Annotated in this window: 28 protein-coding genes and 1 tRNA gene; 24 read left to right on the plus strand and 5 right to left on the minus strand. The window is 58.6% G+C overall.

Annotated features, from left to right (window positions below):
• Positions 1-55: 55 nt before the first annotated feature.
• Positions 56-1,144 (minus strand): asparaginase, encoded by a 1,089-nt coding sequence (locus ACXR0M_RS14730; protein WP_458832537.1) that lies wholly within the window; start codon positions 1,142-1,144, stop codon positions 56-58.
• Between the two features lie 348 nt (positions 1,145-1,492).
• On the opposite strand from ACXR0M_RS14730, the gene ACXR0M_RS14735 reads away from it, so the two are divergent.
• From ACXR0M_RS14735 to ACXR0M_RS14770, 8 genes are all read left to right on the plus strand, one after another.
• Positions 1,493-1,951 carry a hypothetical protein gene (locus tag ACXR0M_RS14735; protein ID WP_458832538.1) on the plus strand — a complete coding sequence of 153 codons (459 nt, stop codon included), beginning with the start codon at positions 1,493-1,495 and terminating at the stop codon, positions 1,949-1,951.
• 196 nt (positions 1,952-2,147) lie between these two features.
• Complete coding sequence (locus ACXR0M_RS14740; protein WP_458832539.1) at positions 2,148-3,104, plus strand: substrate-binding domain-containing protein; 957 nt, start codon at positions 2,148-2,150, stop codon at positions 3,102-3,104.
• A 56-nt stretch (positions 3,105-3,160) separates the two neighbouring features.
• Positions 3,161-4,714 carry a sugar ABC transporter ATP-binding protein gene (locus ACXR0M_RS14745; RefSeq protein WP_458832540.1) on the plus strand — a complete coding sequence of 518 codons (1,554 nt, stop codon included), beginning with the start codon at positions 3,161-3,163 and terminating at the stop codon, positions 4,712-4,714.
• Entirely contained in the window at positions 4,711-5,688 is a 978-nt protein-coding gene (locus ACXR0M_RS14750; RefSeq protein ID WP_458832541.1) for an ABC transporter permease, read from the plus strand. Before ACXR0M_RS14745 ends, ACXR0M_RS14750 begins: the two co-directional genes overlap by 4 nt.
• Before the next feature lie 3 nt (positions 5,689-5,691).
• Entirely contained in the window at positions 5,692-6,711 is a 1,020-nt protein-coding gene (locus ACXR0M_RS14755; RefSeq protein WP_458832542.1) for a LacI family DNA-binding transcriptional regulator, read from the plus strand.
• Positions 6,712-6,735: 24 nt separating this feature from the next.
• Positions 6,736-7,653 carry a ribokinase gene (gene rbsK, locus ACXR0M_RS14760; RefSeq protein ID WP_458832543.1) on the plus strand — a complete coding sequence of 306 codons (918 nt, stop codon included), beginning with the start codon at positions 6,736-6,738 and terminating at the stop codon, positions 7,651-7,653.
• On the plus strand, positions 7,650-8,054 hold the full coding sequence (rbsD, locus tag ACXR0M_RS14765; RefSeq protein ID WP_458832544.1) for a D-ribose pyranase: 405 nt from the start codon (positions 7,650-7,652) through the stop codon (positions 8,052-8,054). The genes rbsK and rbsD overlap by 4 nt, the downstream gene beginning before the upstream one ends.
• 45 nt (positions 8,055-8,099) lie before the next feature.
• Entirely contained in the window at positions 8,100-9,128 is a 1,029-nt protein-coding gene (locus tag ACXR0M_RS14770) for a nucleoside hydrolase (protein WP_458832545.1), read from the plus strand.
• A gap of 34 nt (positions 9,129-9,162) precedes the next feature.
• On the opposite strand, the gene ACXR0M_RS14775 is transcribed toward ACXR0M_RS14770, so the two are convergent.
• The gene (locus ACXR0M_RS14775; protein WP_458832546.1) at positions 9,163-9,375 is read right to left on the minus strand and encodes a hypothetical protein; all 213 of its coding nucleotides are present in this window, start codon (positions 9,373-9,375) and stop codon (positions 9,163-9,165) included.
• A 132-nt stretch (positions 9,376-9,507) separates the two neighbouring features.
• Between ACXR0M_RS14775 and ACXR0M_RS14780 the strand changes: the two genes are divergently transcribed.
• Together ACXR0M_RS14780 and ACXR0M_RS14785 are read left to right on the plus strand one after the other, a co-directional pair.
• Positions 9,508-9,813 (plus strand): hypothetical protein, encoded by a 306-nt coding sequence (locus ACXR0M_RS14780; RefSeq protein WP_458832547.1) that lies wholly within the window; start codon positions 9,508-9,510, stop codon positions 9,811-9,813.
• Positions 9,814-9,979: 166 nt separating this feature from the next.
• A complete protein-coding gene (locus tag ACXR0M_RS14785; RefSeq protein WP_458832548.1) occupies positions 9,980-10,297 on the plus strand; it encodes an I78 family peptidase inhibitor in 318 nt (105 codons plus the stop codon).
• A 72-nt stretch (positions 10,298-10,369) separates the two neighbouring features.
• On the opposite strand, the gene ACXR0M_RS14790 is transcribed toward ACXR0M_RS14785, so the two are convergent.
• Together ACXR0M_RS14790 and ACXR0M_RS14795 are read right to left on the minus strand one after the other, a co-directional pair.
• Positions 10,370-10,582 (minus strand): cold-shock protein, encoded by a 213-nt coding sequence (locus ACXR0M_RS14790; RefSeq protein WP_003179963.1) that lies wholly within the window; start codon positions 10,580-10,582, stop codon positions 10,370-10,372.
• Positions 10,583-10,872: 290 nt separating this feature from the next.
• A complete protein-coding gene (locus ACXR0M_RS14795; protein WP_458832549.1) occupies positions 10,873-11,172 on the minus strand; it encodes a hypothetical protein in 300 nt (99 codons plus the stop codon).
• Positions 11,173-11,553: 381 nt separating this feature from the next.
• On the opposite strand from ACXR0M_RS14795, the gene thrS reads away from it, so the two are divergent.
• The 10 genes from thrS to ACXR0M_RS14845 all read left to right on the plus strand — a co-directional run bounded on the left by thrS (position 11,554) and on the right by ACXR0M_RS14845 (position 19,482).
• The gene (gene thrS, locus ACXR0M_RS14800) at positions 11,554-13,476 is read left to right on the plus strand and encodes a threonine--tRNA ligase (protein ID WP_458832550.1); all 1,923 of its coding nucleotides are present in this window, start codon (positions 11,554-11,556) and stop codon (positions 13,474-13,476) included.
• Positions 13,476-14,027, plus strand: coding sequence for a translation initiation factor IF-3 (gene infC, locus ACXR0M_RS14805; RefSeq protein WP_170929410.1), 552 nt, complete (start codon positions 13,476-13,478; stop codon positions 14,025-14,027). Before thrS ends, infC begins: the two co-directional genes overlap by 1 nt.
• A 60-nt stretch (positions 14,028-14,087) precedes the next feature.
• Positions 14,088-14,282 carry a 50S ribosomal protein L35 gene (gene rpmI, locus ACXR0M_RS14810; RefSeq protein WP_002553160.1) on the plus strand — a complete coding sequence of 65 codons (195 nt, stop codon included), beginning with the start codon at positions 14,088-14,090 and terminating at the stop codon, positions 14,280-14,282.
• 28 nt (positions 14,283-14,310) lie between these two features.
• Positions 14,311-14,667, plus strand: a complete 357-nt coding sequence (rplT, locus tag ACXR0M_RS14815; protein ID WP_002553161.1) for a 50S ribosomal protein L20 — start codon at positions 14,311-14,313, stop codon at positions 14,665-14,667.
• 109 nt (positions 14,668-14,776) lie between these two features.
• Positions 14,777-15,793, plus strand: coding sequence for a phenylalanine--tRNA ligase subunit alpha (gene pheS, locus ACXR0M_RS14820; RefSeq protein WP_003226365.1), 1,017 nt, complete (start codon positions 14,777-14,779; stop codon positions 15,791-15,793).
• A gap of 26 nt (positions 15,794-15,819) precedes the next feature.
• Positions 15,820-18,198 (plus strand): phenylalanine--tRNA ligase subunit beta, encoded by a 2,379-nt coding sequence (gene pheT, locus ACXR0M_RS14825; RefSeq protein WP_458832551.1) that lies wholly within the window; start codon positions 15,820-15,822, stop codon positions 18,196-18,198.
• A gap of 3 nt (positions 18,199-18,201) precedes the next feature.
• A complete protein-coding gene (gene ihfA / locus ACXR0M_RS14830) occupies positions 18,202-18,504 on the plus strand; it encodes an integration host factor subunit alpha (RefSeq protein ID WP_002553164.1) in 303 nt (100 codons plus the stop codon).
• Positions 18,485-18,841, plus strand: coding sequence for a MerR family transcriptional regulator (locus ACXR0M_RS14835; RefSeq protein ID WP_003179985.1), 357 nt, complete (start codon positions 18,485-18,487; stop codon positions 18,839-18,841). The genes ihfA and ACXR0M_RS14835 overlap by 20 nt, the downstream gene beginning before the upstream one ends.
• Positions 18,842-18,929: 88 nt before the next feature.
• A tRNA-Pro gene (locus ACXR0M_RS14840) sits at positions 18,930-19,006 on the plus strand.
• A gap of 131 nt (positions 19,007-19,137) precedes the next feature.
• Complete coding sequence (locus tag ACXR0M_RS14845; protein ID WP_458832552.1) at positions 19,138-19,482, plus strand: hypothetical protein; 345 nt, start codon at positions 19,138-19,140, stop codon at positions 19,480-19,482.
• A gap of 36 nt (positions 19,483-19,518) precedes the next feature.
• On the opposite strand, the gene rtcR is transcribed toward ACXR0M_RS14845, so the two are convergent.
• Positions 19,519-21,123, minus strand: coding sequence for an RNA repair transcriptional activator RtcR (gene rtcR, locus ACXR0M_RS14850; RefSeq protein WP_458832553.1), 1,605 nt, complete (start codon positions 21,121-21,123; stop codon positions 19,519-19,521).
• A gap of 205 nt (positions 21,124-21,328) precedes the next feature.
• Here rtcR and ACXR0M_RS14855 point away from each other — a divergent pair, with 205 nt between their 5' ends.
• The 4 genes from ACXR0M_RS14855 to rtcA all read left to right on the plus strand — a co-directional run bounded on the left by ACXR0M_RS14855 (position 21,329) and on the right by rtcA (position 26,278).
• A complete protein-coding gene (locus ACXR0M_RS14855) occupies positions 21,329-22,873 on the plus strand; it encodes an RNA-binding protein (protein WP_458832554.1) in 1,545 nt (514 codons plus the stop codon).
• A 339-nt stretch (positions 22,874-23,212) separates the two neighbouring features.
• Complete coding sequence (locus ACXR0M_RS14860; protein ID WP_458832555.1) at positions 23,213-24,439, plus strand: RtcB family protein; 1,227 nt, start codon at positions 23,213-23,215, stop codon at positions 24,437-24,439.
• A gap of 13 nt (positions 24,440-24,452) precedes the next feature.
• A complete protein-coding gene (locus tag ACXR0M_RS14865; RefSeq protein ID WP_458832556.1) occupies positions 24,453-25,241 on the plus strand; it encodes a nucleotidyltransferase domain-containing protein in 789 nt (262 codons plus the stop codon).
• Positions 25,242-25,249: 8 nt separating this feature from the next.
• Positions 25,250-26,278 (plus strand): RNA 3'-terminal phosphate cyclase, encoded by a 1,029-nt coding sequence (gene rtcA, locus ACXR0M_RS14870; protein ID WP_458832557.1) that lies wholly within the window; start codon positions 25,250-25,252, stop codon positions 26,276-26,278.
• Positions 26,279-26,326 lie beyond the last annotated feature (48 nt).

Genomic DNA, 26,326 nt, shown 5'->3' on the forward strand with positions numbered 1-26,326 from the left:
CGTGGGCGAGTGGTGAGCTTGCTGCCTGACCGCGAAAGGGTCAGGCGAGGGGCAATCAGTATTCCCAGAACATCCGTTGCAGCTCTTTGCTGTCGTTGGTTTTGGTCAGGGCGACCATGGCCAGGATGCGGGCTTTTTGCGGGTTCAGGTCGTGAGCGACAACCCAGTCGTATTTGTCGTCTGGCTGTTCGGCGTTGCGCAGGACGAAACCGCCGGCATTGACGTGGGATGAGCGGATGATCTGCACGCCTTCTTTACGCAAGGCTTGCAGGGAGGGCACGACACTCGAAGACACCGAACCATTACCGGTACCGGCGTGAATGATGGCTTTGGCCCCGGCCTGGGCGAGTGCCTTGTAGGCGGTGTCGCTGACGTTGCCGTAGGAATAGGCGATTTCTACGTCAGGCAGGCTCTTGATGTTCTTGATGTCGAATTCCGAATCCATGGTGTGACGCTTGGCCGGCAGGCGGAACCAGTAGGATTTGCCTTCAACCACCATGCCCAGCGGACCCCAAGGGCTTTTGAACGCCTCGGTCTTGATGTTGATCATTTTGCTGACGTCGCGACCGGACTGGATTTCATCGTTCATGGTCACCAGCACGCCTTTGCCGCGCGCTTCTTTGCTGCTGGCCACGGCAACGGCGTTGTACAGGTTGAGCATGCCGTCCGCCGACATGGCGGTGCCCGGACGCATCGAGCCAACGACGATGATCGGCTTGTCGGTCTTCTCCACCAGGTTCAGGAAGTAGGCGGTTTCTTCCAGGGTGTCGGTGCCGTGAGTAATGACGATGCCATCGACGTCCTTGCTGTCGGCCAGTTCGGACACGCGACGGCCCAACTGCAGCAGGTTGTCGTTGGTGATGCTTTCCGAGGCGATCTGCATGACTTGTTCGCCGCGCACGTTCGCCAGTTTGCTCAGCTCGGGGATGCCGGCGACCAGTTGCTCAACGCCGACCTTGGCGGCTTGATAAGTAGCGCTATTGGCCGCGCTGGCACCGGCACCGGCGATGGTGCCACCGGTGGCGAGAACCACGACGTTGGCGAGTTTGGTCTGGGTTTCGACTTCTTTTGCCTGAAGGGCGCTCGGCAGGAGCAGGAGGAGGGCCAAAGCGCCCGGTACGAAGGTATTGAAAGCAGATTTCATTATTTTTCTCTCTAGTAGTGAGACGGTGCTGATGCAGGTTCATCTAGATGCGCCCCGAGCCGATCTGAATGCCCGGGGTGCAGGCTAGGGAGCAGGATCTGTACCAGCGCTACTCTGCTTTGCTGAAATGTTTAACCTCATGATTTAAATCAACAATTTATCGATTGGTTAAATTTGGGGGCGGGGCTTTATCCGGCTTTCCGAACATTGGACGCTTTCACGTTCGGTTCGCCGAAAAGGACTACGGCATGCGTCGAGTAAACCACTGGCAAGCTGCGAATTCCCTGCTAAAGAAAATGCTCTGCCGGCCGATGGGTGTTCAAGGAAACGCATATTTTGGGAGTTTACATGTCACTGACGATCGGTCTTTCAAATCCCGGCGCAGTCACCATCGGCGGTAAAACCGCAGCGACGATCAAGGCGATGAATCAGGCAGAGGCGGATGCGTCCGCCGAAGCGCTGGGCGTCGAGAAAAAAGACTCGGGCAACCAGGTCAGAACCGGTGGCCCCGCGCAGGAAGCCGCCAAGGCCGCTAGCGACGACAGCGGCGATAGCCTGAGCGTCAGCGTGAAAATGCTGCTCAAGCGGATGAAGGAATTGCAGAAGCAGATGCAGGAGCAGCAACAACAACTGGCGGCAGCCCAGGCTGCGAGCTATCCGACACCGGAGGCCAAGTCGCAGGCGGTCATGTCGATTCAGGGGCAGATTGCACAGACCAGCGGCGAACTGATGGAGGTCTCGGCGGCGCTGCTCAAGGAAATGTCCAAAGGTTCCACCAGCGGCAGCATGGTCAACACCACGGTGTGAGCAGGGAGGGGCGAATCAGTCGATTCGCCTGACCATCAGTACCGATTCTGATTGTTGACAAATGTCGGCGGGATTCGCATAGTTCTGTCAACGCAAACGTTTGCGCGGCGCTCTCGAGGTATCTTCCCGCGAGAAAGCGACGAGCTTACCCCAGCGCGAGCGTTGCTCACAATAATCATAAGATCGGAGTGAACCCATGAAGCTGCCATTTGCTGGACGTCTTCTTGCTGTCGCTATGCTGGCTGCTGCAGCCGCCGCACTACCTGTCTCTTCGGCCTTCGCCGAGTCCCCGGAAAAACCCAAAGTCGCGCTGGTCATGAAATCCCTGGCCAATGAATTCTTCCTGACCATGGAAGACGGCGCCAAGGCCTACCAGAAAGAACACTCCGCCGATTTCGACCTGATCTCCAACGGCATCAAGGACGAAACCGATACCGCTGGCCAGACCCGTATCGTCGAGCAGATGATTCTGGCGAAGGTCAATGCCCTGGTTATCGCGCCGTCTGACTCCAAGGCCATGGTGCCGGTGATCAAGAAAGCCGTCGACGCTGGTATCACCGTGATCAACATCGACAACCAGCTCGATCCGCAGGTCGTCAAAAGCAAGAACATCAATGTGCCTTTCGTAGGCCCGGACAACCGCAAAGGCGCGCGTCTGGTTGGCGAATACCTCGCCAAGCAACTGAAGGCCGGTGACCAGGTCGGCATCATCGAAGGCGTGTCCACCACCACCAACGCCCAGCAACGCACCGCCGGTTTCAAGGATGCGATGGACGCGGCACAGATCAAGGTGGTCTCGCTGCAATCCGGTGACTGGGAAATCGACAAGGGCAACAAGGTTGCCGCGTCGATCCTCAGTGAGTATCCGGATGTCAAAGCTCTGCTGGCGGGCAACGACAGCATGGCCGTCGGCGCCGTCTCCGCTGTGCGTGCTGCCGGCAAGGCAGGGCAGGTGCAGGTGGTCGGCTACGACAACATCAACGCCATCAAACCGATGCTCAAGGACGGCCGTGTGCTGGCGACTGCCGACCAGTTCGCCGCCAAACAGGCGGTGTTCGGCATCGAGACCGCGCTGAAAATCATCAAGGGCGAGAAAGTCGACAGCGGCGCCAATGGCGTGATCGAAACCCCGGTCGAGCTGGTCACCAAGTAAGTCTTCTGGCGACACAACGGCGCTCGTCCGTCCGGGCGAGCGCATGGAGAGTTTTTATGTCAGTTTCCGCCCCGAACGCTGTCCTCTCGGTCAGCGGTATCGGCAAGACCTATGCGCAACCGGTGCTAACGGGCATCGACTTGACGCTGATGCGCGGTGAAGTGCTGGCGCTGACCGGCGAAAACGGTGCCGGTAAAAGCACGCTGTCCAAGATCATTGGCGGTCTGGTCACGCCGACCACCGGCCAGATGCAGTTCCAGGGCAAGGACTATCGCCCTGGCAGCCGGACCCAGGCCGAAGAGCTGGGCGTGCGTATGGTCATGCAAGAGCTCAATCTGTTGCCGACCCTGTCGGTGGCGGAAAACCTGTTTCTCGACAACCTGCCGAACAACGGTGGCTGGATCAGCCGCAAGCAATTGCGCAAAGCGGCGATCGAAGCCATGGCCCAGGTTGGCCTCGATGCGATCGACCCGGACACGTTGGTCGGCGAGTTGGGTATCGGCCATCAGCAAATGGTCGAGATCGCGCGCAACCTGATCGGTGACTGCCATGTGCTGATCCTCGATGAACCGACGGCGATGCTCACCGCTCGTGAAGTGGAAATGCTCTTCGAGCAGATCACTCGCCTGCAGGCACGGGGCGTGGCGATCATCTATATCTCCCATCGGCTTGAAGAGCTGGCGCGAGTCGCGCAACGCATCGCCGTGCTGCGCGACGGCAATCTGGTCTGCGTCGAGCCAATGGCCAACTACAACAGTGAGCAACTGGTCACTTTGATGGTCGGTCGCGAACTGGGCGAACACATCGACATGGGGCCTCGCAAGATTGGTGCCCCGGCCCTGACGGTCAACGGCCTGACCCGCTCCGACAAGGTGCGCGATGTTTCCTTCGAAGTGCGCGCCGGTGAGATCTACGGGATTTCCGGGCTGATCGGAGCCGGGCGCACTGAGTTGCTGCGCTTGATCTTCGGTGCAGACACCGCCGACAGCGGCACCATCGCCCTCGGTTCGCCGGCGAAAGTGGTCAGTGTGCGCTCGCCGGTTGACGCCGTGAACCATGGCATTGCCCTGATTACCGAAGACCGCAAGGGTGAAGGTCTGCTGCTCAGTCAGTCGATCAGCGCCAACATCGCCTTGGGCAACATGCCGGAAATTTCCCGGGCCGGGGTCGTCAATAACAACGACGAAATTTCCCTCGCACAGCGCCAGATCGACGCCATGCGCATCCGCAGTTCGAGCCCGACACAATTGGTCTCGGAACTGTCCGGCGGCAATCAGCAGAAAGTGGTGATCGGCCGCTGGCTGGAGCGCGATTGTTCGGTGTTGCTGTTCGACGAGCCGACCCGCGGCATCGATGTCGGTGCCAAGTTCGATATCTATGCCTTGCTGGGCGAGTTGACGCGTCAGGGCAAGGCGCTGGTGGTGGTCTCCAGTGACTTGCGCGAGCTGATGCTGATCTGCGACCGCATCGGTGTGCTGTCGGCAGGGCGCTTGATCGATACCTTCGAGCGCGACAGCTGGACCCAGGATGATTTGCTTGCCGCCGCGTTCGCCGGCTACCAAAAACGTGATGCGTTGCTCAATGAAGCGGCGCCTAGGGAACTCCCATGAAAACTGCATCTTCTGCCGGCAAACGTAGTGGCAATTTCTACGGTCTGGGCACCTATCTGGGCCTGGCCGGTGCCTTGTTGGCGATGGTGGCGCTGTTCTCGGTAATGAGCAGCCACTTTCTGTCCTATAACACCTTCAGCACCCTGGCCAATCAGATTCCGGATCTGATGGTGCTCGCGGTCGGCATGACCTTCGTGTTGATCATCGGCGGCATCGATCTCTCGGTGGGCTCGGTGCTGGCACTTGCCGCTTCGACGGTCAGCGTGGCGATTCTTGGCTGGGGCTGGAGCGTATTGCCGGCGGCATTGCTCGGCATGGCGGTGGCGGCACTGGCTGGCACGGTCACTGGCTCGATCACCGTGGCGTGGCGCATTCCGTCGTTCATCGTTTCGCTGGGTGTGCTGGAAATGGCGCGCGGTCTGGCGTACCAGATGACCGGTTCGCGTACCGCCTACATCGGTGACTCGTTTGCCTGGCTGTCGAACCCGATCGCGTTCGGCATTTCGCCGTCGTTCATCATTGCCTTGCTGGTGATCATCATTGCCCAGGCAGTGCTGACGCGCACCGTGTTCGGACGCTACCTGATTGGTATCGGCACCAACGAAGAGGCGGTGCGTCTGGCCGGGATCAACCCCAAGCCGTACAAGATTCTGGTGTTCAGCATGATGGGTCTGCTGGCCGGTATTGCTGCACTGTTCCAGATTTCCCGTCTGGAAGCGGCGGACCCGAATGCCGGCTCCGGCCTTGAACTGCAAGTCATTGCGGCGGTGGTGATTGGCGGCACCAGCCTGATGGGCGGGCGTGGCTCGGTGATCAGTACCTTCTTCGGCGTGCTGATCATTTCAGTGCTGGCTGCGGGTCTGGCGCAGATCGGTGCGACCGAACCGACCAAGCGCATCATCACCGGCGCGGTGATTGTCATCGCGGTGGTACTCGATACCTATCGCAGTCAGCGCGCCAGTCGACGGGGCTAAGTCATGGCAACGATCAAGGATGTGGCGGCGCTGGCAGGAATTTCCTACACCACCGTCTCGCATGTGGTGAACAAGACTCGCCCGGTCAGCCAGGAAGTCCGCTTGAAAGTCGAAGCGGCCATCAAAAGCCTCGACTACGTGCCCAGTGCCGTGGCGCGCTCGCTGAAAGCCAAGACCACTGCGACCATTGGCTTATTGGTGCCGAACAGCCTCAACCCGTATTTTGCCGAGCTGGCGCGGGGCATCGAGGATTACTGTGAGCGTAACGGCTATTGCGTGATCCTCTGCAATTCTGATGACAACCCGGAAAAGCAGCGCAGCTATTTGCGCGTGCTGCTGGAAAAGCGCATCGACGGGCTGATCGTTGCTTCCGCCGGTGGCGACACCGGCCTTGCACAAGGACTGGCCGGTGTGAAAACACCGATGGTGATTGTCGACCGTGGGCTGGAGGGCGTGGATGCGGATCTGGTGCGCATCGACCATGAATATGGTGCTTATCTGGCGACCCGCCACCTGCTGGAACTGGGGCATCGTGACATCGCCACCATCGGCGGCCCGTCGGGCACCAGCGTGGCGCAAATGCGTCAGGCCGGTTTTTGCCGGGCGCTGAATGAGGCGGGCCTCAAGGTGCGTCCCGAGCGCATGCTGGAAAGTGATTTCACCAGCACGGGCGGCTACAACGCGGCGGCGCTGCTGCTGGAGAAACAGCCGCCGAGCGCGATTTTCGCCGGTAACGACATGATTGGTATCGGTGTGCTGCGAGCGGCGGCCGAACGCAATGTGCGGGTGCCAAACGAACTCTCGGTGATCGGCTTCGACGATATCCAGATGAGTCGTTATGTGTTCCCGGCGCTGACCACGGTCGGCCAGTCGATCCTGCAATTGGGCGAAATGGCGGCCGAGGTGCTGCTGCGAAGAATTGCCACCCCGGGCCTGGTTACCGATCAACGCATCGTGACCCCGAGTATTGTCTTGCGCGAATCGACTGCGCCGCTGTCCGGCGTGTTCACCGAGTACCGCTGAAACCGAATTGACGAGTAGTGATGTATGCCAGCAAATGTAGTGGTAATAGGCAGCCTGAACATGGATCTGGTGACCCGGGCGCCGCGGCTGCCCAAGGGTGGTGAAACGCTGATCGGTCATTCCTTCGCCACGGTGTCGGGCGGCAAGGGCGCCAATCAGGCGGTGGCCGCTGCGCGTCTGGGCGCGCAGGTCGCCATGGTTGGCTGTGTTGGCAACGATGACTACGGTGTGCGCTTGCGCGATGCATTGCTGGCCGAGCAGATCGATTGCCAGGCGGTGAGCACCGTCGAGGACTCCAGCGGGGTGGCGCTGATCGTGGTGGATGACAACAGTCAGAACGCCATCGTGATTGTCGCCGGGGCCAACGGCGCGATGACACCGGCTGTGATCGACCGGTTTGATGCAGTGCTGCAGGCTGCCGACGTGGTGATCTGTCAGCTGGAGATTCCGGATGCCACGGTTGGCCATGCGCTCAAGCGTGCGCGTGAGCTGGGCAAGACCGTGATCCTCAACCCGGCGCCAGCCAGTCGCCCGCTGCCAGCGGATTGGTTTGCCGCCATCGACTACCTGATTCCCAACGAAAGCGAAGCCGCTGCGTTGAGTGGCTTGCCCGTTGATTCGCGGGAAACCGCAGAAAACGCGGCCAGCCAGCTGATTGCCATGGGCGCCGGCAAGGTCATCATCACACTCGGCGCGCAAGGCTCGCTGTTCGCCAACGGCCAGGGTTTCGAGCATTTTCCGGCGCCCAAGGTGCAAGCGGTCGATACCACGGCAGCTGGGGATACCTTCGTCGGCGGATTTGCGGCGGCGCTTGCCAGTGGCAAGTCCGAGGCTGAAGCCATCCGCTACGGGCAGATTGCTGCCGCGTTGTCCGTGACCCGCGCCGGCGCGCAACCTTCCATTCCAACCATGTCCGACGTACAGGCGTTCAAACCCGCATGAAAAAGACTCCTTTGCTCAACGTCGCGTTGTCGCGACTGATCGCCTCACTGGGGCATGGCGACATGGTGGTCATCGGTGACGCCGGCCTGCCAGTGCCGCCGGGTGTCAAGTTGATCGATCTGGCGCTGACCCACGGCGTACCGGACTTTGTCAGCACTCTGAAGGTCGTGCTCAGCGAGATGCAGGTGGAAAGCCATGTGCTGGCCAGAGAGATTCTCGACAAGCAGCCGACAGCGTTGAGCGCACTGGATGAGTTGCGGGAAGAGGGCGCCCTCGGTCGGCGCGATCTGCTCACGCATGAGCAATTCAAGGTTCTTAGCCGACAAGCACGGGCGATTGTTCGTACAGGCGAATGTCAGCCGTACTGCAACATCGTGCTGGTCGCCGGTGTTACCTTCTAAACAGGATTTCGCCCCCTACATTTTCATCAGCACAAGGAATGCGCCATGCACCGCTATGCTCAAAAACTGCACCAATTGCTTCGGAGTCTGCTGCTTTTGTCTTTTATCTCCGCTACCGGCGTCCAGGCCACTGAAAAGATCGACTTGATCATCGACACCGATCCCGGGGCTGACGACGTGGTCGCCTTGCTGTTTGCCCTGGCCTCGCCGGATGAGCTGAACATTCGCGCATTGACCACCGTGGCCGGCAATGTACGCCTGGACAAGACTTCGCGTAACGCACGTCTGGCCCGTGAGTGGGCAGGGCGCGAGGACGTGCCGGTGTATGCCGGTGCGCCGAAGCCGCTGATGCGAACACCGATCTATGCCGAGAACATCCATGGCAAGGAAGGGCTGTCCGGTGTCACCGTGCATGAGCCGAAAAAAGGCCTGGCTGAAGGCAACGCGGTCAATTACCTGATCGACACTCTGAAGAAGGCCAAGCCGCACAGCATCACCATCGCCATGCTCGGCCCGCAGACCAACCTCGCGCTGGCGCTGATCCAGGAGCCGGAGATCGTGCAGGGCATCAAGGAAGTGGTGATCATGGGCGGGGCGCACTTCAATGGTGGCAACATCACTCCGGTGGCCGAGTTCAACCTGTTCGCCGACCCGCAAGCGGCGGAAGTGGTGCTCAAGAGCGGCGTGAAGCTGACCTACCTGCCGCTGGACGTGACCCACAAGATCCTCACCAGTGACGCTCGCCTGAAGCAGATTGCCGCGCTCAACAACAATGCGAGCAAGATTGTTGGCGGCATTCTCAACGAGTACATCAAAGGCGACATGGAGCACTACGGCATCCCGGGTGGTCCGGTGCATGACGCTACCGTCATCGCCTACCTGCTCAAGCCTGAGCTGTTTACCGGTCGTTCGGTAAACGTGGCCATCGATAGCCGTGAGGGGATCACTTTCGGCCAGACCGTTGTCGACTGGTACGACGGCCTGAAGCAACCGAAAAACGCTTTCTGGGTCGAGAACGGCGATGCCCAAGGCTTCTTCGATCTGCTGACCGAGCGTCTGAAGCGCTTGAAGTAAAGCTTGATGCCCGCAGGTGCCAGCCTGCGGGTTTTTACTCTTTCTCGGTATCCTGCGTGGCCTTGTGCTCATGCTGGTACCGCTCGAACACCTGGGCGATAAACGTCTGTGCGCCTTGGGTTCCCATCGTCTTGACCAGCAGATCGATGCTGATCAATGCCAGCTCCTCCGAACTGCCCGGGCTATACGAACTGTGCCCTTTTGGCCACAGGACTTTGATGTCGGCGGAGATGCTTACGGTGCTCATGAGTGCGCTCGAAAAGTCGGGAATGTCCGAGAGCGAGTTAACCACTTTGCCGGGCATTTGGCACTGCGACTTAGGCATGAGCGCACTGCTATGCGACACTTGGTCTTTTCCGGCTGATCCAAGGAATGTGCTGTGCAGATTGATTTGAACGCCCCTGATGGCCTGACACTCGAGGCTGTGCGCCAATTACTGGCCTCGGCCAGCGATGATGTGCATACGCAACTGCGCGTGACCAAGGGCGGGATTGCCTATATCTCTTCCGGCGTGACGGGAGGTCAGGACATCGACGGCCTGCTGTTCCGGCTGGAAACCTGGGCCAAGGGCTCGGGCTATGTCGGCAACGTCGCCGCCAGTGATGAAGTCTGGGTCATGCAGATCTTCAACGCGCTCAAGGACAACTGGCCGAACCCGGCGCACGACTACATCGACATCTACTGAGCTTCGTTAATATTCAGTGACGATTGTCTGAAGAACCAGAGCTCGCTCTTCAGGCAGACTCTGCGTTTTTGAATCGTGGGGCAGGGTGATGGCATGCGCCGTGAAACCAAACGCCGGATTGGCGGTCGCACGATCTCAGCTTAACCATTTGAAAGAAGGAGGCTTCATGCCTTTGAAGTTCGCGTCTCTGGGTGCACTTATGGCCGTTGCCATGTTGGCCGGTTGCAGCACGACCTCCAGCGAGTCGGCAAAGGATCCTGTGGCGACCGATGCCGGTCACAGCCGCTGTGAAGCAAAGGCAGCGGAATTTGCCATTGGTAAAAAAGCTTCGCCGGAGCTGCTGGATCAAGCCCGTAACAAGGCTGGCGCGCAAAATGCCCGCTTTCTCAAGCCGACCGACATGATCACTCTGGAGTATCGTTCCGATCGCCTGAACCTGAACACGGACGCCAATCTGGTGGTCACCCGCGTCAGCTGCGGCTGATCACGGAAAGCTTTTGTTGCAGGCATAAAAAACCCCGTCACCTGGACGGGGTTTTTTTAGTGCGCCGGGAAATTACTCTGGGCGAACTTGTGCAGCTTGCATACCCTTTTGGCCTTTCTCAGCCACGAAGGAAACGGTCTGGCCTTCTTTCAGGCTTTTGAAACCGTCGCTTTCGATAGCTTTGAAGTGTACGAACAGGTCGTCACCGCCACCTTGAGGAGTGATGAAGCCGAAGCCTTTTTCATCGTTGAACCACTTAACGGTGCCGGTTTGGCGATTAGACATGGTGTATCTCCAAGAAACATATATTTTTCAGTACTGTGCTGCTCAGGCCAACTGGGCACACCCGGATATCATAGTCGAAATGTTCGCTTTGGTAGCCCCCCGGACGTGCTGTTTGCTTTCATATCGCATTCATTTCAACTCCTGAAATGTCTGCAGGCCCCGATTTCAAAGGCTTACAGCCGAGATTTCAGGGCGTAAAAAAAGCTATAAAACCTGCGTAAATTATCCAAATCGGGGTCTTTTTGGCTGTTTTCAGCCTGCTGGACGCCCGAAAAAACAATCGTCAGCGCTTATTTCTGCACTCGGCAAACCGAGATTTCTTTCAGGGCGCGCTGACCCAATTCGCCGCTTGGCGGAGTTTTCGAATCCATCAGTTGCGCGATCTCCTCAGTAGTGAATTTCTTCTCCAGGACATCGGCGCCACAGGTGCAGTGCTGTTTGGCTACGGTTGGATTGACGCTTTGAGCGGCTGCTTTGGTGCAGTCATTCATGTACTTGTCTTTGACGCCAGCAGGCCACGCGGCGTTGGCGCTCAATGGCAGCATCAGGGCCAGCGGGGCCGCGAAAGCAAAAAGTCGGATGAGGCGCATGTCTGGAACTCCTTGGTTTGATATCGGCGACGATTCTCAGCCTATTTGAGGCAAAGCGTATATCCCAAGTTCACTTCGCGCCGCAAAAATGCACAAATCCTCAGTGAAGCAAATCGTTCGAGTCGATGGCCGGCTACCTGTGCTAGGATGCCGGGCTCAAGCGTTCTCAGGCGCCGGACGGCCTTCAGCCCCGGCAGCGGTCAGCGTGCGAATTTTCTGATTTGAATCCCAGTCACTCTGGTTCGGTTTTCCGGTTGGCCGCAAGGCTCCTGCCGCTGTAAGGCAGGCGTTCGTCATTGAATGGCCTGGATCGGATCTTGTACTGGCTCATCCCAACCCACGTGACCTTTGGTAGGGGTCACCACTAGGAGAGGAGGCGCCATGCCAACTATTACTCTTCCCGACGGCAGTCAACGTTCATTCGATCACCCGGTTTCCGTAGCCGAGGTCGCCGCATCCATTGGTGCCGGTCTGGCCAAGGCCACCGTGGCCGGCAAGGTCAACGGCAAGCTGGTCGACGCCTGCGACATCATCGACAGCGACGCGACGCTGCAAATCATCACGCCAAAGGATGAAGAGGGGCTGGAGATCATTCGCCACTCTTGCGCGCACCTGGTTGGTCACGCGGTCAAGCAGCTGTACCCGACAGCGAAAATGGTCATCGGTCCGGTCATCGACGAAGGCTTCTATTACGACATCGCCTTCGAGCGTCCTTTCACGCCGGATGACATGGCCGCCATCGAACAGCGCATGCATCAGCTGATCGACAAGGATTACGACGTCATCAAGAAAGTCACTCCGCGCGCCGAAGTGATCGAAGTGTTCAAGGCTCGCGGCGAAGACTACAAGCTGCGCCTGGTCGAGGACATGCCGAACGAACAGGCCATGGGCCTGTACTACCACGAAGAATACGTCGACATGTGCCGCGGTCCGCACGTGCCGAACACGCGTTTCCTGAAATCCTTCAAGCTGACCAAATTGTCCGGCGCCTACTGGCGTGGCGATGCCAAAAACGAGCAGTTGCAGCGCGTTTACGGCACTGCCTGGGCTGACAAGAAGCAGCTGGCGGCTTACATCCAGCGCATCGAAGAAGCGGAAAAGCGCGATCACCGCAAGATCGGCAAGCGCCTGGGCCTGTTCCACACCCAGGAAGAAGCGCCGGGCATGGTGTTCTGGCACCCGAATGGCTGGACGCTGTATCAGGTGCTCGAGCAGTACATGCGCAAGGTGCAGCGTGACAACGGCTACCTCGAGATCAAGACCCCGCAAGTGGTCGATCGCAGCCTGTGGGAGAAATCCGGGCACTGGGCCAACTACGCCGACAACATGTTCACCACCGAGTCGGAAAGCCGCGACTACGCGATCAAGCCGATGAACTGCCCATGCCACGTGCAGGTGTTCAATCAGGGCCTGAAGAGCTACCGCGAGTTGCCGATGCGTCTGGCCGAATTCGGTGCCTGCCACCGTAACGAGCCGTCGGGTGCGCTGCACGGCATCATGCGCGTGCGTGCTTTCACCCAGGACGACGCCCACATCTTCTGCACCGAAGAGCAGATGCAGGCCGAATCCGCTGCGTTCATCAAGCTGACCATGGACGTTTACCGCGACTTCGGCTTTACCGATGTCGAGATGAAGCTGTCCACTCGTCCGGAAAAACGCGTCGGTTCCGACGAATTGTGGGATCGCGCTGAGGCCGCACTGGCTGCAGCCCTTGATTCTGCTGGCCTGCCGTACGATCTGCAGCCGGGTGAGGGTGCGTTCTACGGTCCGAAGATCGAGTTCTCTCTGAAAGATTGCCTCGGTCGAGTCTGGCAATGTGGTACCTTGCAGCTCGATTTCAACCTGCCTGTCCGTTTGGGTGCTGAATATGTCTCCGAAGACAACAGCCGCAAGCATCCGGTGATGTTGCACCGCGCAATCCTCGGTTCGTTCGAGCGTTTTGTCGGGATCCTGATCGAGCATTACGAAGGTGCATTCCCTGCGTGGCTGGCGCCGACCCAGGCAGTGATCATGAATATCACTGATAAACAGGCAGATTTTGTTGCAGAAGTTGAAAAAACTCTCAACGAAAGCGGATTTCGTGCCAAGTCCGACTTGAGAAATGAAAAGATCGGCTTTAAAATCCGCGAGCATACCTTGCTCAAGGTTCCCTATCTTTTGGTTATCGGAGATAAGGAAGTCGAGATGCAGACTGTCGCTGTGCGTACTCGTGAAGGTGCTGACCTGGGCTCGATGCCCGTCGCCCGGTTCGCTGAGTTCCTCGCGCAAGCGGTTTCCCGGCGTGGTCGCCCAGATTCGGAGTAATTATTATTAAGCGTGAAATGAGACAAGATAAACGAGCTGCACCGAAAGCCCCGATCAACGAGAATATCTCGGCACGCGAGGTTCGGTTAATTGGCGCTGATGGCGAGCAGATTGGCATCGTCTCGATTGATGAAGCGCTTCGTATTGCTGAAGAAGCAAAGCTTGATCTGGTAGAAATCTCTGCTGACGCAGTCCCACCGGTTTGTCGGGTGATGGACTACGGCAAATCGATCTTCGAAAAGAAGAAGCAGATTGCAGCGGCGAAGAAAAACCAGAAGCAGATTCAGGTAAAAGAAATCAAGTTTCGTCCAGGGACGGAGGAAGGGGATTACCAGGTAAAACTGCGCAACCTGGTACGTTTCCTGAGTGACGGGGACAGGGCCAAGGTATCCTTGCGATTCCGCGGCCGTGAGATGGCCCACCAGGAGCTGGGGATGGAACTCCTCAAGCGGGTTGAAGCTGACCTGCTCGAGTACGGTTCGGTCGAACAGCATCCTAAGATGGAAGGACGCCAGCTGATCATGGTCATCGCCCCGAAAAAGAAGAAGTAATCAACAGGGCACGGCAGGCCTTCTGATTATGTTTATCAACTGAATGCGGAGTATCCGAACATGCCAAAAATGAAAACCAAAAGTGGTGCTGCTAAGCGGTTTCTGAAAACTGCTAACGGTATCAAGCACAAGCACGCTTTCAAGAGCCACATCCTGACCAAAATGTCGACCAAGCGTAAGCGTCAACTGCGCGGTAGCAGCTTGCTGCATCCGTCTGACGTGGCAAAAGTCGAGCGCATGCTGCGCCTTCGTTAATTTTAGTCAAGAATAGAGGAAGTAACTCATGGCTCGTGTAAAGCGTGGCGTCATTGCCCGTAAGCGTCACAAAAAAATTCTGAAACTTGCTAAAGGCTACTACGGCGCACGCTCCCGCGTATTCCGTGTTGCCAAGCAAGCGGTAATCAAGGCAGGCCAATACGCCTACCGTGACCGTCGTCAGAAAAAACGTCAGTTCCGCGCTCTGTGGATCGCTCGTATCAACGCTGGTGCTCGTGTTAACGGTCTGTCCTACAGCCGTTTCATCGCTGGCCTGAAAAAAGCGTCCATCGAGATCGACCGTAAGGTTCTGGCTGATCTGGCAGTGAACGAAAAAGCGGCGTTTGCTGCGATTGTCGAGAAAGCTAAAGCCACCTTGGCTTAAGTACCCCCGACAGTCACCCGGCCTCACCTTTGTGGGGCCAGGTGTTAAACGTCATAAATAGGGGAAGAGCCTTCAAGCTCTTCCCCTATTTTGTATCTGGAGTCTGTACATGGAAAACCTGGATGCGCTGGTCTCTCAAGCACTAGAGGCTGTGCAAAGCGCTGAAGATATCAATGCCCTGGAGCAAATCCGGGTTCAATACCTTGGCAAAAAGGGTGAATTGACTCAGGTGATGAAGACCCTGGGGAATTTGCCGGCAGAAGAGCGTCCGCAGGTCGGCGCGCTGATCAACGTTGCCAAGGAACGTGTTACAGGCGTTCTCAATGCGCGCATGGCTCTGTTTGAAGAAGCCGAACTGGCTGCCAAACTGTCTGCCGAATCTATCGACGTAACGTTGCCGGGCCGTGGCCAGACCTCCGGTGGTCTGCATCCGGTGACCCGCACTCTGGAACGAGTCGAGCAGTTCTTCACCCGCATTGGCTACGGCATCGCCGAAGGCCCCGAGGTCGAAGACGACTATCACAACTTCGAAGCGCTCAACATCCCAGGCCACCACCCGGCCCGGTCGATGCATGACACCTTCTACTTCAATGCCAACATGCTGCTGCGCACCCATACCTCGCCGGTACAGGTCCGCACCATGGAATCGAAGCAGCCGCCGATCCGCATCGTCTGCCCGGGCCGTGTGTATCGCAGCGACTCCGATATCACCCACTCGCCGATGTTCCATCAGGTCGAAGGCCTGCTGGTCGATCGCGACATCAATTTCGCCGATCTCAAAGGCACCATTGAAGAATTCTTGCGGGTGTTCTTCGAAAAAGAGCTGGCTGTACGTTTCCGTCCTTCGTACTTCCCGTTCACCGAGCCATCCGCTGAAGTCGACATGGAATGCGTGATGTGCAGCGGTAAAGGCTGCCGCGTCTGCAAGCAGACCGGCTGGCTGGAAGTCATGGGCTGCGGCATGGTGCACCCGAACGTGCTGCGCATGTCCGGCATCGATCCGGAAGAGTTCTCCGGCTTTGCCTTCGGCATGGGCGTCGAGCGTCTGGCGATGCTCCGTTACGGCGTGAACGACTTGCGTCTGTTCTTCGACAACGACTTGCGGTTCCTCGCGCAATTTCGCTAGTCGTAACGAATTCTTAGGAGAGCAGGATGAAATTCAGTGAACAATGGCTGCGTGGCTGGGTTAACCCGCAGGTAAGTCGCGACGAGCTGGTTGCTCGTCTGTCGATGGCGGGCCTGGAGGTCGATAGTGTGACCCCGGCCGCCGGTGTATTCAGCGGCGTGGTCGTGGGCGAGGTGCTGAGCACCGAGCAGCACCCTGACGCCGACAAGCTGCGCGTGTGCCAGGTCAGCAATGGCGCGGAAACCTTCCAGGTCGTGTGCGGTGCGCCAAACGTGCGCCCGGGCCTGAAGATTCCGTTCGCCATGATCGGCGCCGAGCTGCCGGGTGACTTCAAGATCAAGAAAGCCAAACTGCGCGGTGTCGAGTCCAATGGCATGCTGTGCTCGCAAGCCGAGCTGCAGATCGGTGAAGGCAACGACGGTTTGATGGAGCTGCCGGCCGATGCGCCGGTGGGTGAAGACATCCGTGTGTATCTGGACCTGGAAGACGCCAGCATCGAGGTCGATCTGACCCCGAACCGTGGTGACTGCCTGTCGCTGGCCGGTCTGGCCCGTGAAGTCGGCGCGCTGTATGACGCAGCGGTCACTCGTCCGGCGGTCATGACCATTCCAGCGGTGCACGACGAGGTGCGTTCGGTGGAAGTGCTGGCGCCAGCCGCCTGCCCGCGTTACCTGGGCCGCGTCATCCGCAACGTTGACCTGTCCAGACCAACCCCGCTGTGGATGGTTGAGCGTCTGCGCCGCGCCGACGTGCGCAGCATCGACGCTGCCGTCGACATCACCAACTACGTGATGCTCGAACTGGGTCAACCGCTGCACGCTTTCGACCTCGCCGAGATCAATGGCGGCATCCGTGTGCGCATGGCGGAAGAGGGCGAGAAGCTGGTTCTGCTCGACGGTCAGGAAGTCAGCCTGCGTAGCGATACGCTGGTAATCGCCGACCACACCCGTGCTCTGGCTATCGCTGGCGTGATGGGTGGCGAGCACAGCGGTGTGTCCGCGACCACTCGCGATGTCTTCCTGGAAAGTGCGTTCTTTGACCAGATCGCTGTGGCGGGCAAGGCGCGTTCCTACGGTCTGCACACCGACGCGTCGCACCGTTACGAGCGTGGCGTGGACTGGCAACTGGCCCGTGAAGCCATGGAGCGCGCCACCGGCCTGCTGCTGGAAATCACTGGCGGCGAAGCCGGCCCGATCATCGAGACCGTCAGCGAGCAGCACCTGCCGTCGATCGCACCGATCACTTTGCGTGCGCAGCGCATCACCCAGATGCTGGGCATGGAAATGGATGCGGCACAGGTCGAGCGTCTGCTCAGCGGCCTGGGTCTGAAGATTTCCGCTGACGGTGCAGGGCAGTGGCGCGTAGAAGTGCCGAGTCATCGCTTCGACATCAGTCTGGAAGTCGATCTGATCGAAGAGCTGGCCCGTCTGTACGGCTACAACCGTCTGCCGGTTCGTTACCCGCAAGCGCGTCTGGCGCCACAAGCCAAGGCTGAAGCGCGCAGCGATCTGCCGGAACTGCGTCGTCTGCTGGTTGCTCGTGGTTACCAGGAAGCGATCACTTACAGCTTCATCGATCCGCGTCAGTTCGAACTGTTCAGCCCGGGCGTCGAGCCTCTGTTGCTGGCCAATCCGATCTCCAACGACATGGCTGCCATGCGCTCGTCGCTGTGGCCGGGCCTGGTCAAGGCGTTGCAGCACAACCTCAACCGTCAGCAGGATCGCGTGCGTCTGTTCGAGAGTGGTCTGCGCTTCGTCGGTCAACTTGATGGCCTGAAGCAAGAGCCGATGCTGGCGGGTGTTGTTTGCGGCAGCCGTCTGCCGGAAGGTTGGGCTCAAGGTCGCGACACCGTCGATTTCTTCGACGTAAAAGCTGACGTTGAAGCGGTGCTCGGTTTTGCCGGTGCGCTGGACGCCTTCACTTTCGCTCCGGGCAAGCATCCGGCGCTGCACCCGGGTCAAACCGCGCGCATCGAACGCGAAGGGCGTGAAGTCGGCTTTATCGGCGCAATCCACCCTGAGTTGTCCAAGGCCTTGGGTCTGGACCGTCCAGTCTTCGTCTTCGAGTTGATTCTGGCGGAAGTGGCGGCCGGAAAAATGCCGCAATTCCACGAGTTGTCGCGCTTTCCTGAAGTGCGTCGTGACCTCGCCCTGATCGCGCACAAAGACGTCGCGGCCTCGGCAGTGCTGGACGTAATTCGTGAAAATGCAGGCGAATGGCTCACGGATCTCAGGCTGTTTGACGTGTATCAGGGTAAAGGCATTGATCCTGATAGAAAAAGCCTTGCCGTTGGCTTGACCTGGCAGCATCCATCGCGCACTCTTAATGACGATGAGGTGAATACGACGACGCAAAATATCCTCACCTCGCTCGAACAAAGGTTGAACGCCACGTTAAGGAAGTGACGTATGGGGGCTTTGACGAAAGCTGAGATGGCGGAACGTCTGTATGAAGAGCTGGGCCTGAACAAGCGGGAAGCCAAGGAATTGGTCGAACTGTTTTTCGAGGAAATCAGGCACGCTCTTGAAGACAACGAGCAGGTCAAATTGTCCGGTTTCGGCAATTTCGACCTTCGGGACAAACGCCAGCGGCCTGGCCGCAACCCGAAAACGGGGGAAGAAATCCCGATCACGGCTCGCCGTGTGGTCACCTTTCGTCCAGGGCAGAAGTTGAAGGCCCGAGTTGAGGCTTATGCTGGAACCAAGTCATAACGACGAACTACCCGTCATCCCGGGCAAACGCTACTTCACCATTGGTGAAGTCAGCGAGCTGTGTGCGGTAAAACCACACGTGCTGCGCTACTGGGAGCAGGAGTTTCCTCAACTCAACCCCGTCAAACGCCGCGGAAACCGCCGGTATTATCAGCGCCAGGACGTGCTGATGATCCGGCAGATCCGCGCGCTCCTTTACGATCAGGGTTTCACCATCGGCGGCGCGCGTCTGCGTTTGTCCGGTGATGAAGCCAAAGATGACACCACCCAGTACAAGCAGATGATTCGGCAGATGATTGCCGAGCTTGAAGATGTACTGGTGGTGCTCAAGAAATAAAAAGCGGCTTTTAAATACTTCCAGTTTTCAAAAGCTTGCGATATATTCTTGAGCGCTCTTCGAGAAGAGGGGCAGGTTTCAAACCAGTCGGGGCGTAGCGCAGTCCGGTAGCGCACTAGCATGGGGTGCTAGGGGTCGAGTGTTCGAATCACTCCGTCCCGACCATTATTCCTGATTAAAATCAGACACTTAGGCCGATCAGATGGATCGGCTTTTTTGTGCCTGCGCAAAACTCACGCCGGCGGTGGATTGGAAGGTATTGACCCTGAGCTGGTTATCATGGGAGTTGTCGGAAAATGGATAAGTTATCTCGCTTGAACTCGCTGTTGTTCCAGCACAACGGCGTTGTCTCGCTGAATATCGAAATTCAAGACTTCAAGTACAACCTGGCCTTGACGTTGTCGTCTCTCAATGACTTGGCTTCAGGCGTGATAACGGTACATTTCCACGATGTCAGTGCGCTTGAGCTAAAGGGGTTTGGCGGCGGGCTGACGCAGTTCATGGAGCTCGTCGTAACTCGCGTTGATCGTGGGCTCGACAGAATCCGGTATGAATTAAGAGATGTTGAGGACGAAAAAATAACGTTCTACTTTGCCACCTTCGGTGAGCCGATTCACACCGAACATTCTTGCTTATCTTGATAGATCGTACCGCGGTCGTTATCCGGGCAGGCCCTATCATTTCGCAGCGTGCAAACTGCCCCATTCAATCCCAAAGCGACTCAAATATTTCCTTAAACGATCGGCATCATTTGGCTGCGCTTTGGCCTGGCGTGATACCCCAAACAATCTGCGTCCGGCATCCGACAGGCTGTCTGCCTGTCGACAGACTTCCAGTACTGCCTTCAATTGCAGTCGGTCAAACAGATCCATGCTCTCCGTGTCTCCCGGCAGATCATCCGAAGTGCCGTCCGCTTGCGCCAGCCCCCACGCGTAACGCAGTCGTTCAATTTCCTCCTGCACTTGTGCTTCATCAATCCGCCCGCTATCGGCCAGTGTGGCCATGCGGGTGATCGATGCTGACAGTTCGCGAAAGTTACCCAGCCAGGCCGCTTCCCTGGAGTTGGCAAACGCGAGATAGCGGCGCCGTGCTTCGAGGTTGAATCGCGCGAGCTGGCCGTGCTCCCTGGCGTGGCGTTCGAGCTCAAAGTCGATGTTCGGTTCGATGTCTTCGCGGCGGCCGGCAAGGCCCGGGAGATTGAAGGTCCAGAGATTGATCCGCGCGTACAGGTCTTCGCGGAACAGCCCAACGGCGACGCGGCTGCGCAAGTCGCGGTGGGTGCCGGCGATGATCAGGAAATCGCTTTCGACTTCTTTGTCCGAGCCGAGCGGGAAGAAGCGTTTTTCTTCGATCGCCTTGAGCAGCATGGCTTGTTCGTCTGCGCCCAGTTCACCTATCTCGTCGAGAAACAACATGCCGCCATCTGCCGCGCGCAGCAAGCCGTCGCGGGCGTTTTGGGCGCCGGTGAAGGCGCCTTTGACGTGACCAAATAAGGCCGACATCGCTCCGTCACCGCGCAGTGTGGCGCAGTTCACTTCGACAAAGCGGCCTTGCATCTGATGCCGGTTGCGCTTGAGTTCGTAGATGCGGCGCGCCAGAAACGATTTGCCCGCGCCGGTGGGGCCAATCAACAGCATCGGTGCCTTGGAGCGCACGGCCACGCGTTCCACCTGTTCGATGGATCGGTTGAACGCGGCGTTGCGCGTGGCGATGCCGGACTTGAGAAATTCCAGGCCTTCAAGGCGTTTATTGGCGAAGCGCGAAGCAATGCGATCGTAGCGCGACAGGTCAAGATCGATCAGTGCGTGGGTGCCAGTGGCTTGCTCGTCTTCGCTTTTACGCCTGGCGGGGGAGGTCTGAATCAGTCGGGCCGGCAAGAAGCGCGCTTCGGTCAGCAGGAACCAGCAGATTTGCGCCACATGGGTGCCGGTGGTGATGTGAACCAGATAATCCTCTTGCTCGGTGTCGAAGTCGTAGGCTGTCGTGAAGTCATGCAGGGCACCGTAGACCTCTTCGAAATCCCACGGATTGCGCAACGCCATCGGATGCAGGCGTACTTCGGTTTCTGGCGAAACTTGCCGGATGTCGGCACTGACCCGTTCAGCGAGGCTGATGTCACGGGCGTCGATGCCGTGAATCAATTCCAGCCGGTGGATCAGTACGTCCGGTTGCTGGCACAGACCTACGCTGGGACGCCAATGAGTCCAACGGTTGGCACCTTTGCCGACGCGGTCAAGCGTCGCGCCGATAAACCCGATGGCGACGGTGCGTTTTCTTTGCATGACTATCTCAAAAGATAAATAACGATATCCAATGATAGATTTTCCTAAAGGAGTTTGTCGCTAGTGGCGGAGCAAAACATTCTTTTGAAAAATAAAAAACGTTCAAAATCAATAACATAAAAAATTTTAGCAACGGATTTCGAAAGCTGGCACAGCTGCTGCAATACCTCTGGCAACAAACAGGACAACACAGCGAGACGCCACGATGGCCAACTTCAAACTCTTCAACACGCAATCGAACCAGTTGCCAGCCTGCGACACGTTGAATGCGTCCGGCGCGTCGGCCTATGCCTACACCCCGAAGCATCGATTGGCCCAACTGGCCGTCACCGGTTGCCTGAACTCAACCTTTTACGCATCCGCTGAAAGTCAGCTGGAAGAGGTGTTGAAGCTGGTGGCTGAGCTCGATAGCCGTTTCGTCGCCAAGGCGGCTATCTATGCTCGCCAGAAGGGCCATATGAAAGACATGCCGGCGCTGCTGCTGGCAGCTTTGACGGCGAACCGCTCGGCGCTGGTACCCGAGTTGTTCGAGCAAGTGATCGACAGCGGCAAGATGCTGCGCAACTACGTGCAGATCCTGCGCAGCGGAGCTACCGGGCGTAAGTCCCTGGGTTCGCAACCCAAGCGTCTGGTGCAGAACTGGCTGAACCGCGCGACTGAGCGTCAATTGTTGCAGGCGTCGATCGGCAACCAGCCATCGCTGGCGGACGTGGTGAAGATGGTGCATCCCAAGCCTGCCGAGGTCTGGCGCGAAGCATTCTTCGCCTGGCTGATTGGTAGACCGGTGAATGTGCAGGCGCTGCCTGAACTGACCCGCGAGCTGCTGGCATTTCGCAGTGGCGCCAGTCAGGAAGTGCCCGCGATACCTTTTCAACTGCTCGGCAACGAAACCCTGAGCAAGGAGCAATGGGCCGCACAAGCGTACAACATGGGCTGGCAGGGACTGCGCATCAACCTCAACACCCTCGCGCGGCATGGCGCTTTTGAGGTGCCAGGTTGTGTCGAGTACGTGGCAGCGCGGTTGGCCGATCCGCAGGAAGTGGCCAAGGCACGGGTTTATCCGTACCAGTTGCTGGCGGCCTACCGGATGGTTGGCGATAACGTGCCAATCCAGATTCGCGAAGCGTTGCAGGATGCACTCGAACTGTCGCTGGCCAACGTACCGAAGCTGGAAGGTGCAGTGGTGGTATGCCCGGATGTGTCGGGTTCGATGGGCAGCCCGGCGACCGGTTATCGTCAGGGCGCGACCACGGCGGTGCGCTGCATCGATGTGGCGGCACTGGTGGCGGCAGCGGTACTGCGCAAGCAACCGGCAGCACGGGTGATGCCGTTCGAAGTCAAGGTGGTGGATATCAAGCTCAACCCGCGAGACAGCGTGATCAGCAACGCGGAGAAACTCGCCGGAATTTTTGGCGGGGGCACCAACTGCTCGGCGCCGCTGAAGAAGCTGGCGGACAGCAAGGCCAGGGTCGATACGCTGATTCTGGTATCGGACAACGAGTCATGGATCGACGCGCGGCGCCGTGGTGCGAGTGAGACCATGCTGCAGTGGGAGCGAATCAAGCAGATCAACCCGCAGGCGCGGCTGGTGTGCATCGATATTCAGCCCGGCTATGCGACGCAGGCTGCGGACCGCGATGACATTCTGAATGTCGGCGGTTTCAGTGATGCGGTGTTCGATGTGGTCGAGCAGTTCACCAGCGGTCGTTACGGCGCGCAGCACTGGGTCGAAGTGATCGAGAACATGTAATGAATTGATTTGTCACGGGCGCTGAATGCCGGTGGGACTACATTCAGGACGTCTCATCAAACCCTTGTCAGCGCGTGTGACGGCACGAATGCCTGATGGCTGTACATCTGAAGACCGGTTAACGCCGGTGCGCGGCAACGCGTAACAGTCATCAACTTTTGTCGTGCCACCTTTTTCAAAAAGAAGGCAGCGAATGCAACAGGTACTCCATCGGAACGCGGGTTCGAATCCCGCCCCGGCAACGGGGGCTCGACTGGCAGAGCCACAGTGTCTGTTTTTTTGTCGCTGCACATGGCGAAGCAACGCCGAGTCATCGGCCAATGAATAAAGAATAGAGAAATGAAAGAACACACTTACCAACTGCTCGAAGTCGCCAACGGCAAGCCGATCAAACTCTGGACCGAAGGCGTTCCAGTGGAAAACGAGGCGCGCGCGCAGTTGATGAACACGGCGAAGATGCCGTTCATCTTCAAGCATCTGGCGGTGATGCCGGACGTGCATCTGGGCAAGGGTTCGACCATCGGCAGCGTGATTCCAACGGTGGGCGCGATTATCCCGGCGGCGGTCGGCGTGGACATCGGTTGCGGGATGATTGCGGCCCGTACGTCACTGACGGCTGCCGATCTGCCGGACAACCTGCACGGTCTGCGCAGCGCCATCGAGCAAGCGGTGCCCCACGGGCGCAGTTCGCCTCGCTCGCGACGGGACAAAGGCGCATGGGGCGAGGTGCCGCAGCAGGCCGACCAGGCCTGGGCGGGTCTCCAGCCACGTTTCAAGCTGATCACCGACAAGTACCCGAAACTGGCCAACACCAACAACCGCGGGCACTTGGGAACCCTTGGCAGCGGCAACCACTTCATTGAAGTGTGCCTGGATGAAGCGAACCGGGTCTGGTTCATGTTGCACAGCGGTTCGCGTGGGGTCGGCAACGCCATTGGCAACCTGTTCATTCAGATGGCCCAGGCGGATATGCGGCAGCACATCGCCAACCTGCCGGACCGTGACCTGGCGTACTTCGAAGAGGGCAGCCAGCACTTTGATGATTACGTGGAGGCGGTCGGTTGGGCGCAGGACTTCGCCAGACAGAACCGCGAACTGATGATGCGGGCGGTGATTCAGGCCACGCGGCAGATTATTCGCAAGCCTTTCGACGTGGCGCTGGAGGCGGTCAACTGCCACCACAACTACGTGCAGAAAGAGCGGCATTTCGGCGAAGACGTGCTGGTCACGCGTAAAGGCGCGGTGTCGGCGAAGAAGGGCGAACTGGGGATCATTCCAGGTTCGATGGGGGCCAAGAGTTTCATCGTGCGCGGCCTGGGCAACGAAGAGTCGTTCAACTCCTGCAGCCACGGTGCCGGCCGGACCATGAGCCGGACCAAGGCCAAGAACACCTTCACCGTCGAGGACCAGATCCGCGCTACGGCCCATGTCGAGTGCCGCAAGGATGAAGCCGTGATCGACGAAATTCCGATGGCCTACAAGGACATCGACAAAGTTATGCACGCCCAGCGCGAGCTGGTGGAAGTGCTGCACACCCTGCGTCAGGTGGTGTGCGTCAAAGGATAAAAGGAAAACTGTCATGCAATTCGAAGAGCGCCACCCACTATGCGACACGATGCGTGCGCGGGTACTGGAAGAGTTGGCGCGTATAGAGCGCGAGCGCAATGTCACGGTGCTGTACGCCTGTGAGTCCGGCAGTCGGGCCTGGGGTTTTGCCTCGACCGACAGCGACTACGACGTACGGTTTGTCTACGTGGAAAAACCGCAGTGGTTCGTTCAGGTCGACACGCCACGCGATGTGATCGAGCGGCCACTGGACGACGAACTGGACGTCAGCGGCTGGGAACTGCGCAAGACCCTCGGGCTGTTGCGCAAGTCCAACCCGACGTTGCTGGAGTGGCTCGACTCGCCCTTGGTCTATCGCAGCGAAAGCGCACCGGTGGCGCAGCTGCGTGAGCTGGCCGAAGCCTTCTACAGCCCGCCGGCTGCTCGCAGCCACTATGTGTCGATGGCGAAGAAAAACTTTCGCGGCTACCTGCAAGGCGACAGCGTGCGGTTCAAGAAGTACTTCTACGTGCTGCGACCGTTGCTGGCGGTGCGCTGGATCGATCAGGGCCGGGGACGGCCACCGATGACCTTCAACGACCTGCTGAGCACCGTCGATGATCGTGCACTGCTGGCTGAAGTCGACGAGCTGCTGGCGCTTAAACGCAATGCCGACGAGAGCGCCTATGGCCCGCGTCGCCCGGCACTGCACCGGTTCATCGCTGCCGAACTGGAGCGTGATGTGCCGCGACTACTTAGAACTCAGGAAGACTCGCGACGACTGGATGACTACCTCAGGGACACCGTCGGGTTGTACGCGTAAGGATTGAAATGAAACAGGAAGTGATTGAACTCGACGGCGCGATTGGCGGCGGTCAGGTGTTGCGCAGCGCTCTGAGCCTGTCGATGGTGACCGGTCAGGCGTTTCGCATTAAACAGATTCGCGCCAAACGCAGTCGTCCGGGGTTGTTGCGTCAGCATTTGACTGCGGTCATGGCCGCGGCCGAAGTGTGCGACGCGAAAACCTCCGGGGCGGAGCTGGGCTCTCAGGATCTGCATTTCGAACCTGGAACCATTCGTTCAGGTGATTACCGGTTTGCGATCGGCACGGCCGGCAGTTGCACACTGGTACTGCAGACCCTGTTGCCTGCGCTGCTGGTGGCGCCGGCGGCAAGCCGTGTGCGGATCAGCGGCGGTACGCATAATCCATTGGCGCCGCCCAGCGATTTTCTCACCCGCAGTTGGTTGCCGCTGCTGCGGCGCATGGGTGCCAGTATCGAACTGGATCTGCTGCGTCACGGCTTTGTGCCGGCCGGTGGCGGTGAGATCGACGTAACGGTGCAGCCTTCGCAACTGACGCGACTGGACTTGTGTGAGCGCGGCGTACCGCTGTCGCAACAGGCCCTGGTGCTGACTGCGGGTCTGGCGCCAACGGTCGCCGAGCGTGAGCTGGAGCGGGTCGCCAAGCGCTTGAACCTGTCGGCGGATGCGTTGCATCACATCACGCTCGATCCGGCGCGAGGTCCAGGCAATGTGTTGCTGCTCGAGTATGCATTCGCGCACGTCACCGAAGTGTTCAGCGCTTTTGGTCAAGTCTCGCTGCGGGCGGAGAAGGTGGCGGATGCAGCGATCAATCAGGCGGCAGACTGGCTGCGCAGCGGTGCGGCGGTGGCGGAGCACCTTGCCGACCAGTTGCTGCTGCCGATGGCACTGGCAGGTGGCGGATCGTTCACCACCCCGAGGATGACCGAGCATTTGCGCAGCAATATCACGGTGATCAAGCGCTTCTTGCCGGTGGTTATCGAATGCACGGAGGAGGGGGCGGAGCGCTTGCGGATTGAAGTGTATAGCCGTCGCTGAAGGCAGCGAAGCAGGAGTCGCGTGAACAGGCGGCAAATTGCTGGCCCC

The organism is Pseudomonas sp. Eth.TT006 (assembly GCF_054456575.1).

Bases quoted from the DNA above. Each gene is read 5' to 3' on its own strand.
- ACXR0M_RS14785 (WP_458832548.1), top strand. From the start codon at position 9,980: ATGCCTTTGAAGTTCGCGTCTCTGGGTGCACTTATGGCCGTTGCCATG.
- pheS (WP_003226365.1), top strand. From the start codon at position 14,777: ATGGAAAACCTGGATGCGCTGGTCTCTCAAGCACTAGAGGCTGTGCAA.
- ACXR0M_RS14735 (WP_458832538.1), top strand. From the start codon at position 1,493: ATGTCACTGACGATCGGTCTTTCAAATCCCGGCGCAGTCACCATCGGC.
- rpmI (WP_002553160.1), top strand. From the start codon at position 14,088: ATGCCAAAAATGAAAACCAAAAGTGGTGCTGCTAAGCGGTTTCTGAAA.
- ACXR0M_RS14730 (WP_458832537.1), bottom strand. From the start codon at position 1,144: ATGAAATCTGCTTTCAATACCTTCGTACCGGGCGCTTTGGCCCTCCTC.
- ACXR0M_RS14865 (WP_458832556.1), top strand. From the start codon at position 24,453: ATGCAATTCGAAGAGCGCCACCCACTATGCGACACGATGCGTGCGCGG.
- ACXR0M_RS14745 (WP_458832540.1), top strand. From the start codon at position 3,161: ATGTCAGTTTCCGCCCCGAACGCTGTCCTCTCGGTCAGCGGTATCGGC.
- ihfA (WP_002553164.1), top strand. From the start codon at position 18,202: ATGGGGGCTTTGACGAAAGCTGAGATGGCGGAACGTCTGTATGAAGAG.
- ACXR0M_RS14845 (WP_458832552.1), top strand. From the start codon at position 19,138: ATGGATAAGTTATCTCGCTTGAACTCGCTGTTGTTCCAGCACAACGGC.
- thrS (WP_458832550.1), top strand. From the start codon at position 11,554: ATGCCAACTATTACTCTTCCCGACGGCAGTCAACGTTCATTCGATCAC.
- rtcR (WP_458832553.1), bottom strand. From the start codon at position 21,123: ATGCAAAGAAAACGCACCGTCGCCATCGGGTTTATCGGCGCGACGCTT.
- ACXR0M_RS14755 (WP_458832542.1), top strand. From the start codon at position 5,692: ATGGCAACGATCAAGGATGTGGCGGCGCTGGCAGGAATTTCCTACACC.
- ACXR0M_RS14740 (WP_458832539.1), top strand. From the start codon at position 2,148: ATGAAGCTGCCATTTGCTGGACGTCTTCTTGCTGTCGCTATGCTGGCT.
- ACXR0M_RS14795 (WP_458832549.1), bottom strand. From the start codon at position 11,172: ATGCGCCTCATCCGACTTTTTGCTTTCGCGGCCCCGCTGGCCCTGATG.
- rbsD (WP_458832544.1), top strand. From the start codon at position 7,650: ATGAAAAAGACTCCTTTGCTCAACGTCGCGTTGTCGCGACTGATCGCC.
- ACXR0M_RS14770 (WP_458832545.1), top strand. From the start codon at position 8,100: ATGCACCGCTATGCTCAAAAACTGCACCAATTGCTTCGGAGTCTGCTG.
- ACXR0M_RS14750 (WP_458832541.1), top strand. From the start codon at position 4,711: ATGAAAACTGCATCTTCTGCCGGCAAACGTAGTGGCAATTTCTACGGT.
- rbsK (WP_458832543.1), top strand. From the start codon at position 6,736: ATGCCAGCAAATGTAGTGGTAATAGGCAGCCTGAACATGGATCTGGTG.
- ACXR0M_RS14855 (WP_458832554.1), top strand. From the start codon at position 21,329: ATGGCCAACTTCAAACTCTTCAACACGCAATCGAACCAGTTGCCAGCC.
- rtcA (WP_458832557.1), top strand. From the start codon at position 25,250: ATGAAACAGGAAGTGATTGAACTCGACGGCGCGATTGGCGGCGGTCAG.
- pheT (WP_458832551.1), top strand. From the start codon at position 15,820: ATGAAATTCAGTGAACAATGGCTGCGTGGCTGGGTTAACCCGCAGGTA.
- ACXR0M_RS14835 (WP_003179985.1), top strand. From the start codon at position 18,485: ATGCTGGAACCAAGTCATAACGACGAACTACCCGTCATCCCGGGCAAA.
- ACXR0M_RS14790 (WP_003179963.1), bottom strand. From the start codon at position 10,582: ATGTCTAATCGCCAAACCGGCACCGTTAAGTGGTTCAACGATGAAAAA.
- ACXR0M_RS14775 (WP_458832546.1), bottom strand. From the start codon at position 9,375: ATGAGCACCGTAAGCATCTCCGCCGACATCAAAGTCCTGTGGCCAAAA.
- ACXR0M_RS14860 (WP_458832555.1), top strand. From the start codon at position 23,213: ATGAAAGAACACACTTACCAACTGCTCGAAGTCGCCAACGGCAAGCCG.
- rplT (WP_002553161.1), top strand. From the start codon at position 14,311: ATGGCTCGTGTAAAGCGTGGCGTCATTGCCCGTAAGCGTCACAAAAAA.